The 17,860-nt window shown below is 64.3% G+C and carries 15 protein-coding genes and 1 pseudogene; 2 read left to right on the top strand and 14 right to left on the bottom strand.

Annotation, left to right across the window (positions count from 1 at the left end; translation table 11 throughout):
- Positions 1–108 precede the first annotated feature (108 nt).
- Together ACOAPY_RS12785 and ACOAPY_RS12780 are read left to right on the top strand one after the other, a co-directional pair.
- Positions 109–933: pseudogene (locus tag ACOAPY_RS12785) on the top strand (cache domain-containing protein); the annotation flags it as partial.
- A 36-nt stretch (positions 934–969) separates the two neighbouring features.
- The gene (locus tag ACOAPY_RS12780; RefSeq protein ID WP_372237637.1) at positions 970–1,791 is read left to right on the top strand and encodes a methyl-accepting chemotaxis protein; all 822 of its coding nucleotides are present in this window, start codon (positions 970–972) and stop codon (positions 1,789–1,791) included.
- A gap of 232 nt (positions 1,792–2,023) precedes the next feature.
- Here the strand turns inward: ACOAPY_RS12780 and nuoN are convergent, their stop codons facing one another.
- The 14 genes from nuoN to ACOAPY_RS12710 all read right to left on the bottom strand — a co-directional run bounded on the left by nuoN (position 2,024) and on the right by ACOAPY_RS12710 (position 17,829).
- A complete protein-coding gene (nuoN, locus tag ACOAPY_RS12775) occupies positions 2,024–3,502 on the bottom strand; it encodes an NADH-quinone oxidoreductase subunit NuoN (RefSeq protein WP_465153500.1) in 1,479 nt (492 codons plus the stop codon).
- A gap of 9 nt (positions 3,503–3,511) precedes the next feature.
- On the bottom strand, positions 3,512–5,041 hold the full coding sequence (gene nuoM, locus ACOAPY_RS12770; protein WP_465153499.1) for an NADH-quinone oxidoreductase subunit M: 1,530 nt from the start codon (positions 5,039–5,041) through the stop codon (positions 3,512–3,514).
- Positions 5,042–5,054: 13 nt separating this feature from the next.
- Positions 5,055–6,902, bottom strand: coding sequence for an NADH-quinone oxidoreductase subunit L (gene nuoL / locus ACOAPY_RS12765; RefSeq protein WP_465153498.1), 1,848 nt, complete (start codon positions 6,900–6,902; stop codon positions 5,055–5,057).
- The gene (gene nuoK / locus ACOAPY_RS12760; protein ID WP_076429156.1) at positions 6,899–7,207 is read right to left on the bottom strand and encodes an NADH-quinone oxidoreductase subunit NuoK; all 309 of its coding nucleotides are present in this window, start codon (positions 7,205–7,207) and stop codon (positions 6,899–6,901) included. Before nuoK ends, nuoL begins: the two co-directional genes overlap by 4 nt.
- On the bottom strand, positions 7,204–7,713 hold the full coding sequence (gene nuoJ / locus ACOAPY_RS12755) for an NADH-quinone oxidoreductase subunit J (protein ID WP_465153497.1): 510 nt from the start codon (positions 7,711–7,713) through the stop codon (positions 7,204–7,206). The genes nuoK and nuoJ overlap by 4 nt, the downstream gene beginning before the upstream one ends.
- A 10-nt stretch (positions 7,714–7,723) precedes the next feature.
- Entirely contained in the window at positions 7,724–8,272 is a 549-nt protein-coding gene (gene nuoI, locus ACOAPY_RS12750; RefSeq protein WP_076583056.1) for an NADH-quinone oxidoreductase subunit NuoI, read from the bottom strand.
- A gap of 12 nt (positions 8,273–8,284) precedes the next feature.
- Positions 8,285–9,277, bottom strand: coding sequence for an NADH-quinone oxidoreductase subunit NuoH (gene nuoH / locus ACOAPY_RS12745; protein ID WP_076583053.1), 993 nt, complete (start codon positions 9,275–9,277; stop codon positions 8,285–8,287).
- A complete protein-coding gene (gene nuoG, locus ACOAPY_RS12740; RefSeq protein WP_465153496.1) occupies positions 9,274–11,997 on the bottom strand; it encodes an NADH-quinone oxidoreductase subunit NuoG in 2,724 nt (907 codons plus the stop codon). The genes nuoH and nuoG overlap by 4 nt, the downstream gene beginning before the upstream one ends.
- Before the next feature lie 86 nt (positions 11,998–12,083).
- On the bottom strand, positions 12,084–13,433 hold the full coding sequence (nuoF, locus tag ACOAPY_RS12735; protein ID WP_465153495.1) for an NADH-quinone oxidoreductase subunit NuoF: 1,350 nt from the start codon (positions 13,431–13,433) through the stop codon (positions 12,084–12,086).
- Positions 13,430–13,945, bottom strand: coding sequence for an NADH-quinone oxidoreductase subunit NuoE (gene nuoE, locus ACOAPY_RS12730; RefSeq protein WP_465153494.1), 516 nt, complete (start codon positions 13,943–13,945; stop codon positions 13,430–13,432). Before nuoE ends, nuoF begins: the two co-directional genes overlap by 4 nt.
- A 4-nt stretch (positions 13,946–13,949) precedes the next feature.
- On the bottom strand, positions 13,950–15,731 hold the full coding sequence (gene nuoC / locus ACOAPY_RS12725) for an NADH-quinone oxidoreductase subunit C/D (RefSeq protein WP_286948765.1): 1,782 nt from the start codon (positions 15,729–15,731) through the stop codon (positions 13,950–13,952).
- 57 nt (positions 15,732–15,788) lie between these two features.
- A complete protein-coding gene (locus ACOAPY_RS12720; protein WP_021700255.1) occupies positions 15,789–16,466 on the bottom strand; it encodes a NuoB/complex I 20 kDa subunit family protein in 678 nt (225 codons plus the stop codon).
- Positions 16,467–16,476: 10 nt separating this feature from the next.
- Positions 16,477–16,890: an NADH-quinone oxidoreductase subunit A gene (locus tag ACOAPY_RS12715; RefSeq protein WP_076429141.1), complete on the bottom strand. Its 414-nt coding sequence runs from the start codon at positions 16,888–16,890 to the stop codon at positions 16,477–16,479.
- A gap of 324 nt (positions 16,891–17,214) precedes the next feature.
- Positions 17,215–17,829, bottom strand: coding sequence for a murein L,D-transpeptidase catalytic domain-containing protein (locus tag ACOAPY_RS12710; RefSeq protein WP_465153493.1), 615 nt, complete (start codon positions 17,827–17,829; stop codon positions 17,215–17,217).
- Positions 17,830–17,860: the final 31 nt, after the last annotated feature.

Raw genomic sequence — 17,860 nt, 5'->3', positions numbered from 1 at the left:
TGATCCCGATCCGAGTGACTGTTTGGTCGCTCAGGTAATCAACGGGGCTGCCGATAACACGGCAGCCCCGTTTCTTATTCGAAAAGACGCTCTCCAGAGGAAAGGACAATGCGCCTCACACTAAAAAGCAAAATGCTGCTGCTGGCACTTCTGCCAGTGATCCTGTTTGCCATTGTGCTCAGCGGAGCCGCGGCAAAGATCCTGCTTGATCTGGCCGAAGACGAGGTCAAGGAGACGCGTGAGCGTCTGGTGCAGGAGAGTCGCCGCGAGCTGCAACACTACATGCAGATCGCCATGGGCTCCGTTCAGGCTCTCTACGATGGTGCCGCTCAGGGCGACATGGCCAGCCGCGACCAGGCTATCGCCATCCTTTCCAAGATCAAATACGGCAAGGACAGCTACTTCTTCGGCTACGACTCGCAGGTTATCCGCCTGTTCCGGGGCGACAGCCCTGTGGATGTCGGCAAGAGCTTCACTGGCCGCCAGGATCCCAACGGCGTGAGGGTTAACGACGAACTGGTGCGTGTGGCCAAAGATGGCAGCAACTACGTGCAGTACAGCTCGCCGCTGCCCAACAACGAGAGCGTTCTGGTTCCCAAACTGGCCTACAGCTACTACCTGCCCAAGTGGGATCTTGCCCTGGGTACAGCGGTTAACCTGGACGGTGTGGAGGCTCAGGTCGCCGAGGTTGAGGCCGCTATCGAAGAGCGGGTCAGCACTATCCTGACCAGTATTCTGGTGATTGCCGTGATCATGCTGGTGGTGTTCGGCGTTCTTGGCCTGACCCTGAGTAATGCGTTCCTGCGACCGCTGCAGCAGATCAAGGCCAACCTGGACGATATCGCCGCCGGCGAAGGTGATCTGACTCGTCGCCTGCCGGTGGCCAGCCAGGACGAGTTGGGCGAGTTGGCCGGCTCCTTCAACCGCTTCGTCGAGAAGATTCATGGTCTGGTGCGGCAGATTGCCGAGATGACCACCCAGCTGACCGGTCTGGTCGGTGAGGTGGCGGCGCAGGCACAGCGCTCCGAGCAGGCCATGGAGCGCCAGCGCCACGAGACCGACCAGGTGGCCACGGCGATCAACGAGATGTCCGCTGCTGCCCACGAAGTGGCGCGCAGTGCCCAGGGCGCGGCCGAGGCTGCGCAGCAGACCGATAGTGAGGGACAGGCGGCGAAGAAGGTGGTCGATGGCAGCATCGATCGCATTCACGCGCTGGTCGAGGATATCCGCGAGAGTGGCGTGTCACTGGACAACCTGCAGCAGGACGTACAGTCGATTGTCAGCGTGCTCGACGTGATTCGCTCCATTGCCGAGCAGACCAACCTGCTAGCGCTCAACGCCGCCATCGAGGCCGCTCGAGCCGGCGAGGCCGGGCGCGGCTTTGCCGTGGTCGCCGATGAGGTGCGTGCGCTGGCCAGCCGTACCCAGCAGAGCACCCAGGAAATCCAGGGCATGATCGATCGCCTGCAGGGCGGTACCCGCGACGCCGTCACCGCTATGCGCCGCTCCAGCGATGCCGGCGAGATCACCAGCGAACAGGCCAATCAGGCCGGTGCTTCGCTGGATGCCATCGCCCAGCTGATCGGCACCATCAATGCGATGAACGCGCAGATCGCCAGCGCCGCCGAGGAGCAGACGGCGGTGGCCGAGGAGATCAACCGCAGCGTGCATCAGATCGCCGTGGCGGTGGAAAGCGTGGCGGACGAAACCCGTCAAGGCGCCGAGACTTCGCGCAGCCTGGCCGGCTTGGGCGAGCGCCTGGGGGCGCTGGTGCGACAGTTCCGTATCTGAGTACCTGCGCAAAGAACAAGGGCGCCCATGGGCGCCCTTGTTCTGTCTGTTGCGGTAGCTCAGTCGGGTAGCCCGGACATCCTCCAGGCTACGGCTGCTTCGCGAACTGTGTTCGCGCCTGTGCCGGGAGCCAGCCCATAAAAAACCGGCCTGAGCCGGGCTACGCCTCGCCAATAGTTCGATGGACAGAAAAAACCCGGCCTGGGCCGGGTTCTTCGTTGACTTCCGATGCTTAGTGGGCGACCGCTACCAGCCCGGCCTGCTGCACCAGTTCCAGCAGCGGCTGCGGGTAGACGCCGAGCAAGAAGGCGAGCAGACCGACAACCAGCAGCATGATGCCGCCGGCGCGCTGGCCCCAGTTGAACGGCGCATCGTGGCGCTTGAGGTTCGGTTCGGCGAGGAACATGGTGACCATCACGCGCAGGTAGTAGTACACGCCAATGGCGCTGCCCAGGATCATGGCGCCCAGCAGCCACCACTGTTGTGCCTGCACACCAGCGGCGACCACGTAGAACTTGCCGATGAAACCGGCAGTCAGCGGAATACCGGCCAGCGACAGCATCATCACGGTCAGCACGGCGGTGAGGTACGGACGGCGCCAGAACAGGCCGCGGTACTCGTACAAGGCATCGGCATCGCGGCCGCTATAGGGCGTGGACATCAGGGTGATCACGCCGAACGCGCCCAGGCTGGTCAGCACATAGGTGGCCAGGTACACGCCGATGGCTTCCACGGCCAGACCCTTGCTGGCGATCAAGGCGATCAGCAGGTAGCCGAAGTGGGCGATCGAGGAGTAGCCGAGCAGGCGCTTGAGGTTGCTCTGCAGCAGTGCCAGCAGATTGCCGAACAGGATCGAGGCGATGGCCAGGGCACTCAGCATGCCCTCCAGCCAGCCGCCGGCGGTGACCGGGGAGATCTGATACAGGCGCAGCAGCACGGCAAACACGGCGACCTTGCTGGCGGTGGCCAGGAAGGCGGCGACCGGTGCCGGGGCACCCTCGTAGACGTCCGGGGTCCACAGGTGGAAAGGCACCAGCGACAGCTTGAAGGCCAGGCCGATCAGCATCATGCCAACGCCGACCTGGGCGATCAGACTCGGCAGGCCATCGGCGGCCAGTTTGGCGCCGATGCCGGCGAAACTCAGGCTGCCGGACTCGGCGTAGAGCAGGGCCATGCCGAACAGCAGGAAGGCCGAACCCGCAGCAGACAGCACCATGTACTTGATGCCGGCTTCCAGTGAGCGCCTGTTGAAGAAGGCGTAGGCGATCATGCCGTAGGTGGGGACCGACAGCAGTTCCAGACCAATGAACAGGCCGGCCAGGTGTTGCGCGCTGACCAGGACCAGGCCACCCAGGGCGGACAGCAGGATCAGCAGGTACAGCTCTTCGCGGTTGCCCGGGTAGCCCTGCCTGCCGGATTCTCCGCCCAGGTAGGCATGGACCAGCGTGGTGCAGGCCAGCGTGGCGGCAAGCACCAGCGCCATGTAGTAGCAGGCGAACTTGTCCACCAGCAGCAGCGGGGTGACTTCTATGGGGGTCACGCCCAGAGCCGGGATGATCGACAGCAATGCCAGGTTCAATCCCAGCACCGAGAGGATGAAGGTCATGGCGTGGTTGCGTTTCCACGCGATGGCGAGCATCACCACGATGATGGTGGCGCTGGTGACCAGCAGCGGCAGCAGCGCGATGAAGTGTTGAGTCGTCAGTTCCATAGCGCGTGATTACCGGACCGAAGCGAGTTGAGTGAGGGCACCGCTGAACCACTGCTGCACGCCGTGCATGCTGGCGGCGGAGGTGTCGAGCACCGGTTGCGGGTAGACGCCGAGCAGGATCAGCAGCACGGCCAGGCCCAGCACCATGTACAGCTCGCGAGCCTTCATGGCCTGCAGCGGTGCCTCGGACTTGGCCGGGCCGAAGTAGGCGCGGTGGATCATCGCCAACGAGTAGACCGACCCCAGCACCAGGCCGCAGGCAGCCAGGACCACGACCCAGGGAGCCGCCGGGAAGCTGCCGATCAGGATCAGGAACTCGCCGACGAAGTTGCCGGTACCCGGCAGGCCGAGCGCGGCGGCAGCGAAGAACAGACTCAGCGCCGGCAGCCAGGGCAGGCGCGCCCAGATACCGCCCATTTCGCGCATGTCACGGGTGTGCAGGCGCTCGTAGAGCTGGCCGCAGAGGATGAACAGCGCGGCAGCGGACAGGCCGTGAGCCATCATCTGCACCACGGCACCCTGCAGGGCGATGTGGCTGCCGGAGTAGATGGCGATCAGCACGAAGCCCATGTGCGACACGCTGGAGTAGGCCACCAGGCGCTTGATGTCGGTCTGCGCGAACGACAGGAAGGCGCCGTAGGCGATGGCGAACACACCGAGCCACATGGCGATCGGCGCGAATTCGGCCGAAGCGTTGGGGAACAGCGGCAGGGCGAAGCGCATCAGGCCGTAGGCGGCGGTTTTCAGCAGGATGCCAGCGAGATCAACGGAGCCGGCCGTCGGCGCCTGGGCGTGCGCATCCGGCAGCCAGGAGTGCACCGGAACCACCGGGAACTTCACGGCGAAGGCGGCGAAGAAGCCGAGCATCAGCAGGTACTCGGTACCGGCGGGCAGCTGAGTCTTGAGCAGATCTTCGTAGTTGAAGGTCAGCACGCCGGTGACGTTGTAGTTGATCAGCACCAGGGCGAGGATCGCCACCAGCATGATCAGGCCGCTGGCCTGGGTGAAGATGAAGAACTTGGTGGCGGCATTGATCCGCGAGTGACCCTTGCTGCCGCTATGACCCCAGAGCGCGATGAGGAAGTACATCGGCACCAGCATCATTTCCCAGAAGAAGAAGAACAGGAACAGGTCGATGGCGAGGAACACGCCGACCACGCCGCCGAGGATCCACATCAGGTTGAGGTGGAAGAAGCCGACGCGGTTCTGGATTTCGTTCCACGAGCACAGCACCGACAGCACGCCGAGCAGACCGGTGAGGACGATCATCAGCACCGAGAGACCGTCGAGGCCGAGGTGGATGCTGATACCGAGGCGCTCGATCCACTGCACCTGGAACTCGGCCGCCCAGGCCAACTCGGCGCCGGGGGCCGGGGCCAGTCTGAAGTCGGCGCTGGCCCACAGCCACAGGCCGAGGCCGAATAGCAGGCCCATGGTCAGCAGGGCGATCCAGCGCGGCAGCGTGTTGCCGAAGCGCTCGGTCTGCCAGCACAGCAGGCCACCGATGAAGGGAATCAGGATTAGCCAGGGGAGAATCATCAGGCTGTTTTCCTTAACTCAGAAAGAGGAGGGCGGCGAGTACCAGCACGGCACCCCCGGCGATCGAAGTGGCGTACCAGCGCACCTGGCCAGTCTGGCTGCGGGCCAGCAGGGCGTTGCCGCCACGGGCCAGGCGCGGCACCAGGCCGATGCTCAGGTCGATCGGATCGCGGCCGAGCAGGCGGCAGATCAGCAGGTAGGGCTGGACGAACAGCTTGTCGTAGAGCCAGTCGAAGCCCCAGGCGGCGAACCACCAGGCTGACAGGAAGCGGCCCGGGGCGCTCTGTGCAACGGTCGTGGCGAAGGTGCGCTTGCCGAGGAACAGCAATGCGGCCAGCAGGATACCGGCCAGGGCAATGGCGCCCGAGGCGATCTCCAGGCCGTGCTTGGCCTCGCCGCCGGCGTGGCCGATGCTCTGCGGCAGCACGCCGGCCAGCGGCGGGGTGATCAGCGCGCCGACGAAGGTCGACAGTACGATCAGAGTGGCCAGTGGCAGGTTGTGCGCCAGGCCGTGACCGGCATGGGCCTCGGTCTTCTGCTCGCCGTGGAAGGCGATGAAGATCAGGCGGAAGGTGTAGATCGAGGTCAGGAAGGCGCCGGCCAGACCCGCGTAGAGCAGCTCGCTGTGACCACTGGCGAAGGCTTCCCAGAGGATCTCGTCCTTCGAGTAGAAGCCGGCGGTGGCCAGCGGCAGCGCTGCCAGAGCGGCGCCACCGACGACGAAGCTGGCGTAGGCCAGCGGCAGCTTCTTCCACAGGCCGCCCATCTTGAAGATGTTCTGCTCGTGGTGGCAGGCGTGGATCACCGCACCGGAAGCGAGGAACAGCAGGGCCTTGAAGAAGGCGTGGGTCATCAAGTGGAAGATCGCCGCGTCCCAGGCCTGCACGCCGAGGGCGAGGAACATGTAGCCGATCTGGCTCATGGTCGAGTAGGCGAGGATGCGCTTGATGTCGGTCTGTACCAGGGCGGCGAAGCCGGCCAGCACCAGGGTCACGGCGCCGACGATGCCAACCAGCTCGAGAATCTCCGGGGTCAGCAGGAACAGGCCGTGGGTACGGGCGATCAGGTACACGCCTGCGGTGACCATGGTAGCGGCGTGGATCAGCGCGGAGACCGGGGTCGGGCCGGCCATGGCGTCGGCCAGCCAGGTCTGCAGCGGCAGCTGGGCGGACTTGCCCACTGCGCCCCCGAGCAGCATCAGGGTGGCGACCCATAGCCAGGTATCACCGGCCACGTACTTCTGCGGCGCCAGCACCATCAGCTCCTGGATATTCAGGGTGCCGAGGTTGAGGAACAGCAGGAACAGGCCGATCATCAGGAACACGTCGCCGATGCGGGTGACGATGAACGCCTTGAGCGCCGCGTTACCGTTGGGCACGTGCTTGTAATAGAAGCCGATCAGCAGGTACGAGCACAGGCCCACACCTTCCCAGCCGAAGAACAGCACCAGCAGGTTGTCGCCGAGTACCAGCAGCAACATGCTGAAGATGAACAGGTTGGTGTAGGCGAAGAAACGCGAGTAGCCCTCTTCACCGCGCATGTACCAGCTGGCGAACAGGTGGATCAGGAAGCCAACGCCGGTGACCACACCGAGCATGGTGGCCGACAGGCCGTCCAGGTGCAGGGTGAAGCTCGGCGTCAGGTTGCCGACGTTCATCCACTGCCACAGCGTTTGGGTGTAGACACCGCCCGCCGGCAGGCTGAGGAACTGCAGGATGACCCAGGCCGCACTCAGGGCGGCCAGGCCGACCGAGCCGACGCCGATCAGGGCGGCGGTGTTTTCCGTGAGACGCCCGCGGGAGAAGGCCAGCAGGAACCAGCCGAGCAGCGGGAAAAGGAGGGTGAGGAATAGAAGGTTCATCCGCGCATCTCGCTGGCAGCGTCGACATCGAGGGTGTTGAAGCGGCGATACAGCTGCAGCAGGATCGCCAGGCCGATGCTGGCCTCGGCGGCTGCCAGGGTGATCACCAGAATGAACATCACCTGGCCGTCAGGCTGCACCCAACGACTGCCGGCGACGACGAAGGCGAGGGCGGTGGCGTTCATCATCACTTCCAGGCTCATGAGCACGAAGAGGATGTTGCGGCGCACCATCAGGCCGATCAGGCCCAGGCTGAACAGCACAGCGGCCAGCGCCAGGCCGTGTTCCAGAGGAATGGCATTCATGCGGTGGGCTCCTTGGCTTCGTGGCGGCCCAGGTGGTAGGCAGCGACCAGGGCGGCGAGCAGCAGCATGGAGGCCAGCTCGACTACCAGCAGGTAGGGGCCGAACAGGCGGATGCCGACGGCCTTGGCATCCACGGTTTCAAGGCCGATGGCGGCGCCGCTCGGGGAGGCGAACAGGGCGTACAGCAATTGTCCCAGCAGCAGCAGGGAGAGAATCGCCGGGCCGGTCCAGATGCCGGGTTTCAGCCACTGTTTTTCCTGCTCGGAAGCAGCCGGGCCGAGGTTGAGCATCATCACCACGAAGACGAACAGCACCATGATGGCGCCCGCATAGACAATGATCTCCAGGGCTCCGGCAAACGGCGCACCCAGGGCGAAGAACGTGCAGGCCACGGCCAGCAGGGAAACGATCAGGTTCAGCAGGGCATGTACCGGATTGGTCCCGGTAATGACCATCACTGTAGAGGCCACGGCAACGCCCGCGGCGAGGTAGAACGCAAACTCCATCATCCTCTCCTCAGGGCAGCAGGCCTTTGACGTTGATCGGTTCGGCTTCGCTCTGCGCGGCGCCTTTCGGTTTGCCGGCAATGGCCATGCCGGAGACGCGGTAGAAGTTGTAGTCCGGGTTCTTGCCCGGCCCGCTGATCAGCAGGTCTTCCTTCTCGTAGACCAGGTCCTGGCGCTTGAACTCGCCCATCTCGAAGTCCGGGGTGAGCTGGATGGCGGTGGTCGGGCAGGCTTCCTCGCACAGGCCGCAGAAGATGCAGCGCGAGAAGTTGATGCGGAAGAACTCAGGGTACCAGCGACCGTCCTCGGTCTCGGCTTTCTGTAGCGAGATGCAGCCCACCGGGCAGGCCACGGCGCACAGGTTGCACGCTACGCAGCGCTCCTCGCCGTCGGGGTCGCGCGTCAGCACGATGCGGCCGCGGTAGCGCGGCGGCAGGTACACCGGTTCTTCCGGATACTGCAGGGTGTCGCGCTTGCGGAAGCCATGGCTGAAGACCATGACCAGGCTGCGCAGTTGGGTCCAGGTGCCGTGCACCACGTCCCAGATGTACTTGAGCATGTGTGTTTCTCCTTACTGGGCCGAGGCCAGCACGAGCGCGCCGGTCACCAGCAGGTTGATCAGAGTCAGCGGCAGGCAGAACTTCCAGCTGAACGCCATGACCTGGTCATACCGCGGGCGCGGAATCGAGGCGCGTAGCAGGATGAAGATCATGATGAAGAAGCAGGTTTTCAGGGCGAACCAGAAGAACGGGATCTGCGGCAGGATGCCGAACGGACCGTGCCAGCCGCCGAAGAACAGGGTCACCAGCAAGGCCGAGATGGTCACGATGCCGATGTACTCGCCGACGAAGAACATGCCCCATTTCATGCCGGCATATTCGATGTGGTAACCGTCGGCCAGCTCCTGCTCTGCTTCCGGCTGGTCGAACGGGTGACGGTGGGTCACGGCGACGCCGGCGATGAAGAAGGTACAGAAGCCGAAGAACTGCGGAATGATGAACCACAGGTTTTCTGCCTGGTAGTCGACAATGTCGCGCATGTTGAACGAGCCAACCTGGGCGACGATGCCCATCAGCGCCAGGGCCAGGAACACCTCGTAGGAGATGGTCTGGGCCGAGGCACGCAGGCTGCCGAGCAGGGCGAACTTGTTGTTGCTCGACCAGCCGGCGAACAGCACGGCGTACACTGACAGACCGGCCATGGCGAAGAAGAACAGGATGCCGATGTTCAGGTCCGCCACGCCCCAAGACGGCGTGATGGGGATGATGGCGAAGGCCATCAGCATGGCGGCGAAGGCGATCATCGGCGCCAGCATGAAGATGAACTTGTCGGCGAACGGTGGGGTCCAGTCCTCCTTGAAGAACATCTTGATCATGTCGGCGGCGATCTGGAACATGCCGAACGGGCCCACGCGGTTCGGACCGTAGCGGTCCTGCCACCAGCCCAGCAGGCGGCGCTCGATGAAGCTCAGCAGCGCACCGCAGACCACCACCACCAGCAGGATGACGATGGCCTTCAGGACGGCGACGATGACGTCGATCAGTTCGGGCGTCAGCCAGCTCATTGGGCGGCCTCCTGGGTTCCTACAAGACCGAGAGCGGTAGCTGTGGCGCCGACGATGGCCGCCGGGATGCCGGCGAAGCCGACCGGCAGGCCGACCAGGCCCAGGGCCAGGTCTTCGCTGACTTTCACCGGCAGGCGCAGGGCTTGGCCGGCGACGGTCAGGCTGATCAGCGCGCCGTCATTAACACCCAGGCGCTCGGCCTCGGCCTTGGCCAGGGCGACGTAGGCCGGCTGGATGCGCTCCTGCACCGGCGCAGCGCGCGAGGAGTTCTCCTCGCTACCGAACAGGTGGTGCATCGGTACGACCTGCCAGGTGCCCTGGGCCGGGGCAAAGGCGCCCGGCACGGCAAACCAGGCCAGGGTCTTGCCCTGGGATTCGATCAGACGCACACCCGGATCACCGGCGCGCAGATGACCACCGACTTCGTCCTGGAACTTGTTCCAGGCCTGCGGTGAGTTCCAGCCCGGCGACCAGGCGAACGGCACCTGCTGACGAGGCTCGGCGCTGCCGGCGTAGCCTTCCATGGAGAAGGCGAAGGCGCTGTCCTGATCCTGCGGCTGGCGCGGCTCGTGCACGCTGATGTTGGCGCGCATGGCGGTACGGCCGCTGTAGCGGTGCGGCTCGCGGGCGAGCTTGAGGCCCTTGATGCGGAACGAGGCGCTTGGGGCGGCGTCCTTGATCGCAGCCAACACGGAGCTGCTGGCGGCAACAGCCTCGGTGACCTGGTCCAGCTGGGTCCAGTCCACGGCCTTGCCCAGCAGGGTGCTGTGCAGCGCGTGCATCCAGCGCCAGCCCTCGCGCACGAGGATGTTGCTGTCGTAGTAGCTCGGTTCGAACACCTGGAAGAAGCGCTGGGCGCGGCCTTCCTGGCTGACCAGGGTGCCGTCGCCTTCGGCGAAGCTGGCGGCGGACAGCACCAGGTGGGCGCGGGCCACGGTCGCGGTCTGCTGGTGGTCCGCGACGATCACTGCCTTGGCGGCGGCGAGTGCGGCATCGACCTTGGCGGCGTCGGCGCGGCGGTACAGGTCATTTTCCAGCACCACCACAGCGTCGGCCTGACCGGAGGTCAGAGCTTCGAGCGCAGCGTCTACCGATTCGCCGCCGAACAGGGCCAGGCCCATGCTGTTGGCTTCCGGTACCACCAGGCTGATGGAGGCGTTCTTCTCGCGGTTCTTCAGGGCCTGGGCGATGTTCGCGGCGGCTTCGATGATGCTCTTCTCGCCCAGCGAGGCGCCGCTGACGATCAGCGGACGCTTGCCGGCCAGCAGGGCCTCGGCGATCAGCTGAACGAGCTCGGCGGCCTCGGCGTCCAGGCCGGTCACGGCCGGGGCGCTCGGGTCGATGGCGTGGGCCACGGCGAAGCCTATGCGTGCCAGGTCGGCCGGGGCGGCGTGCACACAAGCTTCGGCCACGTCGTCGAGACGGGTGGCGTCGACGCTGGCGATAAACAGCGGATTGAGAGCATCTTGCGCGACGTTCTGCACCGCAGCCATGTGCCAGTCCTGGATCTTCATCGAGGCGGCGATTTCGGTGGCCTTGCCCTTGACCGACTGGCGCAGGGCCAGGGCGATACGCGCGGCGGTCTGGGTCAGGTCTTCGCCGAGGACGAACACGGCGTCGTGGTCTTCGATCTCGCGGATCGACGGCACCGGCAGCGGGCCGTTCTGCAGCACGTCGCGGATCAGGCGCAGGTTGTCCAGCTCGACGGCGCCGATGCCGCTGTAGAAGTTGGCCTCGCCGACCAGCTCGCGCAGGGCGTGGTTGCTTTCCAGGCTGGCGCGCGGCGAGCCGATGCCGATCACGCGCTTGCCCTTGAGCAGCTCGGCGGCCTTGTCCAGCGCAGCGTCGATGCCGAGCTTCTGGCTGCCCAGCAGCGGCTGGCGCGGACGGTCGTCACGGTTGGTGTAGCCGTAGCCGAAGCGGCCGCGGTCACACAGGAAGTAGTGGTTCACCGAGCCGTTGAAGCGGTTCTCGATGCGGCGGATCTCGCCGTAACGCTCGCCGGGGCTGATGTTGCAGCCGCTGGAGCAGCCATGGCAAATGCTAGGGGCGAACTGCATGTCCCACTTGCGGTTGTAGCGCTCGGAGTGGGTCTTGTCGGTGAACACGCCAGTCGGGCAGACCTCGGTGAGGTTGCCGGAGAATTCGCTCTCCAGCACGCCATCCTCGACGCGGCCGAAATACACGTTGTCGTGCGCGCCGTAGACGCCGAGGTCGGTGCCGCCAGCGTAGTCCTTGTAGTAGCGCACGCAGCGGTAGCAGGCGATGCAGCGGTTCATCTCATGGGAGATGAACGGGCCGAGCTGCTGGTTCTGGTGGGTACGCTTGGTGAAGCGGTACCGGCGCTGGTTGTGGCCGGTCATCACCGTCATGTCCTGCAGGTGGCAGTGACCGCCTTCCTCGCACACCGGGCAGTCATGCGGGTGGTTGGTCATCAGCCACTCGACGACGCTGGCGCGGAACGCCTTGGACTCTTCGTCGTCGATGCTGATCCAGGTGTTGTCGGTCGCCGGCGTCATGCAGGACATGACGATGCGGCCGCGCTTGTCGTTCTCGTCGGTGTACTGCTTCACCGCGCACTGGCGGCAGGCACCGACGCTGCCGAGCGCCGGATGCCAGCAGAAGTAGGGGATGTCGAGCCCGAGCGACAGACAGGCCTGCAGCAGGTTGTCCGCCCCATCGACTTCGAAATCTTTGCCGTCTACGTGGATAGTGGCCATGGTTTCAGGTTTCTTCTTACCCGTCGAAACGGGCTTGGCTAATGGAATCACGGTTGCATCGCGGCCGCGGCCGCGACGCCAATTCTTCAGGCCGGGACGAATTGCGCCGCGGCAGCCGGTGCGCCCAAGCTGGCCACGCCAGCCTCGAACTCCGGACGGAAATACTTGATCGCACTACCCAGCGGTTCGACGGCACCCGGTGCGTGGGCGCAGAAGGTCTTGCCGGGGCCGAGGAAGTTGACCAGGCCGAGCAGGGTGTCGATGTCCTGCTGGGTACCTTGTTTGCGTTCCAGGGCGCGGAGGATCTTCACGCTCCAGGGCAGGCCGTCGCGGCACGGGGTGCACCAGCCGCAGGATTCGCGGGCGAAGAACTCTTCCATGTTGCGCAGCAGCGAGACCATGTTGACCGAGTCGTCCACGGCCAGTGCCAGGCCGGTGCCCATACGGGTGCCGACCTTGGCGATACCGCCGGCGAACATGGCCGCGTCCAGGTGCTCGGGCAGCAGGAAGCCGGTACCGGCACCGCCGGGCTGCCAGCATTTCAGCTTGTAGCCGTCACGCATGCCGCCGGCGTAGTCCTCGAACAGCTCGCGGGCCGGGATGCCGAACGGCAGCTCCCACAGGCCGGGGTTCTTCACCTTGCCGGAGAAGCCCATCAGCTTGGTGCCCATGTCTTCGCTGCCCGGGCGGGCCAGGGTCTTGTACCAGTCCACACCGTTGGCGACGATCGCCGGGACGTTGCACAGGGTCTCGACGTTGTTCACGCAGGTCGGCTTGCCCCACACGCCGACGGCGGCGGGGAAGGGCGGCTTGGAGCGCGGGTTGGCGCGGCGACCTTCGAGGGAGTTGATCAGCGCGGTTTCTTCACCGCAGATGTAGCGACCGGCGCCAGTGTGGACGAACAGCTCGAAGTCGAAGCCGCTGCCGAGGATGTTCTTGCCCAGCAGGCCGGCGGCCTTGGCTTCGTCGATGGCGCGATTGAGGTTGGCGGCCGCGTCGACGTACTCGCCGCGCAGGAAGATGTAGCCGCGGTAGGCCTTCAGTGCGCGCGCGGAAATCAGCATGCCTTCCACCAGCAGATGCGGCAGCTGCTCCATGAGCAGGCGGTCCTTCCAGGTGTTCGGCTCCATCTCGTCCGCGTTGCACAGCAGGTAGCGGATGTTCATGGATTCATCGGCCGGCATCAGGCCCCACTTCACGCCGGTGGGGAAGCCCGCACCGCCGCGGCCCTTGAGGCCGGAGTCCTTGACCGTCTGCACGATGTCGGCCTGGGCCATTTCGCTCAGGGCCTTGCGCGCGGCGGCGTAGCCGTTCTTCGCCTGGTATTCCTCCAGCCATACCGGTTGGGCGTCGTCACGCAGGCGCCAGGTCAGCGGATGGGTCTCTTCGCTGCGGGCGATGCTGTTGATCGGGCCGATGGAAGTCAGCGTTTTCATGCGTAGGACTCCAGCAGCTGGGCGATGCCTGCGGCATCGAGGTTGCCGTAGGTATCGTCGTCGATCATCACGGCCGGGGCCTTGTCGCAGTTACCCAGGCAGCACACCGGCAGCAGGGTGAAGCGGCCGTCGGCGGTGGTCTGGCCGGGGGTGATGCCGAGTTTGTCCTTGAGGCTGCCGAGCAGGTTCTCGTGGCCGCCGATGAAGCAGGTCATGCTGTCGCACACTCGGATCACGTGGCGGCCGACCGGCACGCGGAAGATCTGGCTGTAGAAGGTGGCCACACCTTCGACGTCGCTGGCGGGGATGCCAAGGATGTCGGCGATGGCGTAGATGGCGCCGTCAGGCACCCATCCACGCTGCTTCTGCACGATCTTCAAGGCTTCGATGGACGCCGCGCGCGGGTCCTCGTAGTGGTGCATTTCGTGTTCGATGGCGTCGTACTCGGCCTGGCTGAGTTCGAAGCGGTCGGTTTGGATCACGTTTTGCGAAGAAACAGTAGTCTGGCTCATGTGATTAGCGGTCCACGTCGGCCATAACGAAATCGATGCTACCCAGGTAGGCGATCAGGTCCGCGATCATGCTGCCGCGGATCACCGAGGGGATCTGCTGCAGGTGGGCGAAGCTGGGCGTACGGATACGCGTGCGGTAGCTCATGGTGCTGCCGTCGCTGGTCAGGTAGTAGCTGTTGATGCCCTTGGTCGCCTCGATCATCTGGAAGCTTTCGTTGGCCGGCATGACCGGACCCCAGGAAACTTGCAGGAAGTGGGTGATCAGGGTCTCGATGTGCTGCAGGGTGCGCTCTTTCGGCGGCGGCGTGGTCAGCGGGTGATCCGCCTTGTACGGGCCTTCCGGCATGTTGCGCAGGCACTGGTCGATGATGCGGATGCTCTGGCGCATCTCCTCGACGCGGACCATGCAGCGGTCGTAGGCGTCGCCGTTGTGGGCCAGCGGCACTTCGAACTCGAAGTGCTCGTAGCCGGAGTAGGGGCGTGCCTTGCGCAGGTCGAAGTCCAGGCCGGTGGAGCGCAGGCCGGCGCCGGTGACGCCCCATTCCAGCGCTTCCTTGGTGTTGTACTGGGCAACTCCGATGGTACGACCCTTGAGGATGCTGTTCTGCAGAGCGGCCTTGGTGTACTCGTCGAGGCGTTTGGGTAGCCAGTCAACGAATTCCTTGACCAGCTTGTCCCAGCCGCGCGGCAAGTCGTGGGCGACGCCACCGATGCGGTACCAGGCCGGGTGCAGGCGGAAGCCGGTGATGGCCTCGATCACCTTGTAGGCGCGCTGGCGGTCGGTGAAGGTGAAGAACACTGGAGTCATGGCACCGACGTCCTGGATATAAGTGCCCAGGAACAGCAGGTGGCTGGTGATGCGGAAAAACTCGGCCAGCATCACGCGGATGAAGTCGACGCGGTCCGGCACCTTGATACCGGCCAGCTTCTCGACCGACAGGACGTAGGGCAGGTTGTTCATCACCCCGCCGAGGTAGTCGATACGATCGGTATAGGGGATGAAACTGTGCCAGGACTGGCGCTCGGCCATCTTCTCGGCACCACGGTGGTGGTAGCCGATGTCCGGGACGCAGTCGATGATCTCTTCACCGTCCAGCTGCAGGATGATGCGGAACGCACCGTGGGCTGACGGGTGGTTCGGGCCGAGGTTGAGGAACATGTAGTCCTCGTGCTCGCCCTGGCGCTTCATGCCCCAGTCTTCGGGTTTGAAGCGCGCGGCTTCCTCTTCCAACTGCTGCTTGGCCAGGGTCAGGCTGAACGGATCGAATTCGGTGGCGCGCGCCGGGTAGTCCTTGCGCAGCGGGTGACCTTCCCAGGTCGGTGGCATCATGATGCGGGTCAGGTGCGGATGGCCCTGGAAGGTGATGCCGTACAGGTCCCAGACCTCACGCTCGTACCAGTTGGCGTTGGGCCAGATGCCGGTGACGGTGGGGACGTTGAGGTCGCCTTCCTTGAGGGCGACCTTGATCATGATGTCGCTGTTACGCTCGATCGACATCAGGTGGTAGAACACCGTGAAGTCGGCGCCCGGCAGACCGCGACGCTGGGTGCGCAGGCGCTCGTCGACGCCATGCAGGTCGTACAGCATGACGTAGGGGCGCGGCAGGTTGCGCAGGAAGGTCAGCACGTTGATCAGGCGATCACGAGCGACCCACAGCACCGGCATGCCGGTACGGGTGCTCTGGACGGTGAACGTCTCGGCACCGAAACGGGAGTTCAGCTCGACGACCACATCCTGGTCATCGGCCTTGTACGGTGGAACGGACAGAATGCTGTCTGCAGTCATGGTCTCGGTCGCTATCGGCGGTGTACGGCGTCAGTGAGCAGGCTCGGGGAGCCGGGCTCACACTTCGTCGGGGCTGCGCAGGTTGGTTACAGCGATGCGCTGTTCGCGGCGCTGCTCCTTCTGCGACGGCATGTCGGCACGGTAGATGCCTTGATCGCCGACGACCCAGGACAACGGGCGACGCTCCTGGCCGATGGACTCCTGCAACAGCATCAGGCCTTGCAGGAATGCCTCCGGACGGGGCGGGCAGCCAGGGATGTAGACGTCCACGGGGAGGAACTTGTCGACCCCCTGCACCACAGAATAGATGTCATACATGCCGCCGGAGTTGGCGCACGAACCCATGGAGATGACCCACTTGGGTTCCAGCATCTGCTCGTACAGGCGCTGAATGACCGGTGCCATCTTGATGAAGCAGGTGCCGGCGATGACCATGAAGTCCGCCTGGCGCGGTGACGCACGAATGACTTCAGCGCCGAAACGCGCAATGTCGTGCGGTGCCGTGAAAGCGGTGGTCATTTCCACGTAGCAGCAGGACAGGCCGAAGTTGTAAGGCCACAGAGAGTTCTTGCGACCCCAGTTCACCGCACCGTTGAGCACATCTTCAAGCTTGCCCATGAAGATGTTCTTGTGGACCTCATCCTCAAGCAGTGGATCGGCTACGGTCTCCCGCTGGCCGATCGGATACTGCTCGTTAGGCGCATCCGGATCGATCCGAGTAAGTTTGTATTGCATCGCCAAAGCCTCATTGTTTCAGCTTCGCCTGCCGAGTACGACGGCCCTCGGGTGCCCAGTCGAGCGCACCGATACGCCAAAGATAGACAAGACCAGCCAACAGAATTGCTATGAAAACTGTAGCTTCGATCAGGCCGGCCCAGCCGCTTTCGCGCACCGAGACTGCCCAAGCGAAGAGAAAGAGGGCTTCAACGTCGAAGATCACGAATAGCATCGCGACCAGATAGAACTTTGCCGAGAGACGCAGACGGGCGCTGCCGACCGGAAGCATGCCCGATTCGAAGGGATCATTCTTGCTGCGCCCCCAGGCCTTGCTGCCGAGCAGGCTGGATAGGCCGAGCATAAAGGCAATGAGCCCGAAGACTCCGAGCAGGAATACAGCGAAGGCCCAGTTGTGGGACATGGTCGTTACCGCATCAGGCATGCCGGGGCTCCTTGGGTAAAGGGGCGGCTTTTTAATAATGGTAGAGCAACCTCATGGGATTGCCCTGCAAAGTAGTGGCGGCAATTTTATGCCTGCTTGGCGCGCTAAGTAAATTTTTCCGAATAAAAAAATGAACGCTCCAAGGCTGTAGACGGCCGTAATGGGCCGGCTGGTGTGGGCTGCAGGCGTAATTACTGCTTTGGTATTAGTCGTGCATGACGCTTTTCTGCAAGGTTCTGTCGGTAATTGTTTACAGCCCTGGCCTTATTGATGCGTGGGCGGAGCGCAGTGTTTTACCGAGCGTCCTTAATTGCAAAGCAAGTTCTATCGATTTCGGGCGAGATAGTGGTGCGCACTGAGTCGCGAGTCGATGACGAAAATCAGTGCGCCGCCGCGCAGAAGCGCTATGGCCTTGTCCCGGTCGGTACCGGCCAGTACCAGGCAGCCATGACTGCGGCCAGCCACGCCGTGGCGGCGGATGAAGTCGTCCTCCATGTAGCTCTTGGCATGCAGCACGATGGCGCGGCGCTCGGCATTGGTGTTGCCGGGGCTCAGGCCGATCAGGCGCATGGAAAGACCGTGTCCCGGCGCGTTGCTTTGGTAGACCTGGTCGGTGCGCAGCGTGCCGAGTGAGCTGGCATGGCTGCCCGGTGCGTCGGAATAGTGGTCTGTAAAACCATCATGGTCGGGGTCCGAGCCCTGGCCGTGAGCAACCCTGTAGCTGGCGAGCAGGCGCAGGCTGTGGCGCTCGAAGAGCATCAGGCGTGGCTGGCTGGAGTGCCGGGCGTAGTCCACCACGGCGAAATGGGCATGTCGATTGCCCTGCAATTGCTGGCGAATATCGGCAGCGGTATTGGCGGGAAGCACCTGCTGCAGGTCGCTCGCCGTGGCGCTGCAGGCGAGAGCAATGAGCAGGCCAGCTAGCGGCAGTCTGGGCATGGCGGTGATCGCGATGGCGGGTGTAGCCCAG

Source organism: Pseudomonas stagnisoli (assembly GCF_048595745.1).
Lineage (GTDB): Bacteria > Pseudomonadota > Gammaproteobacteria > Pseudomonadales > Pseudomonadaceae > Aquipseudomonas > Aquipseudomonas alcaligenes_A.
This window is presented reverse-complemented; position numbering and strand designations above follow the sequence as displayed.

Bases quoted from the DNA above. Each gene is read 5' to 3' on its own strand.
- ACOAPY_RS12780 (WP_372237637.1), top strand. From the start codon at position 970: ATGACCACCCAGCTGACCGGTCTGGTCGGTGAGGTGGCGGCGCAGGCA.
- nuoN (WP_465153500.1), bottom strand. From the start codon at position 3,502: ATGGAACTGACGACTCAACACTTCATCGCGCTGCTGCCGCTGCTGGTC.
- nuoM (WP_465153499.1), bottom strand. From the start codon at position 5,041: ATGATTCTCCCCTGGCTAATCCTGATTCCCTTCATCGGTGGCCTGCTG.
- nuoL (WP_465153498.1), bottom strand. From the start codon at position 6,902: ATGAACCTTCTATTCCTCACCCTCCTTTTCCCGCTGCTCGGCTGGTTC.
- nuoK (WP_076429156.1), bottom strand. From the start codon at position 7,207: ATGAATGCCATTCCTCTGGAACACGGCCTGGCGCTGGCCGCTGTGCTG.
- nuoJ (WP_465153497.1), bottom strand. From the start codon at position 7,713: ATGGAGTTTGCGTTCTACCTCGCCGCGGGCGTTGCCGTGGCCTCTACA.
- nuoI (WP_076583056.1), bottom strand. From the start codon at position 8,272: ATGCTCAAGTACATCTGGGACGTGGTGCACGGCACCTGGACCCAACTG.
- nuoH (WP_076583053.1), bottom strand. From the start codon at position 9,277: ATGAGCTGGCTGACGCCCGAACTGATCGACGTCATCGTCGCCGTCCTG.
- nuoG (WP_465153496.1), bottom strand. From the start codon at position 11,997: ATGGCCACTATCCACGTAGACGGCAAAGATTTCGAAGTCGATGGGGCG.
- nuoF (WP_465153495.1), bottom strand. From the start codon at position 13,433: ATGAAAACGCTGACTTCCATCGGCCCGATCAACAGCATCGCCCGCAGC.
- nuoE (WP_465153494.1), bottom strand. From the start codon at position 13,945: ATGAGCCAGACTACTGTTTCTTCGCAAAACGTGATCCAAACCGACCGC.
- nuoC (WP_286948765.1), bottom strand. From the start codon at position 15,731: ATGACTGCAGACAGCATTCTGTCCGTTCCACCGTACAAGGCCGATGAC.
- ACOAPY_RS12720 (WP_021700255.1), bottom strand. From the start codon at position 16,466: ATGCAATACAAACTTACTCGGATCGATCCGGATGCGCCTAACGAGCAG.
- ACOAPY_RS12715 (WP_076429141.1), bottom strand. From the start codon at position 16,890: ATGCCTGATGCGGTAACGACCATGTCCCACAACTGGGCCTTCGCTGTA.
- ACOAPY_RS12710 (WP_465153493.1), bottom strand. From the start codon at position 17,829: ATGCCCAGACTGCCGCTAGCTGGCCTGCTCATTGCTCTCGCCTGCAGC.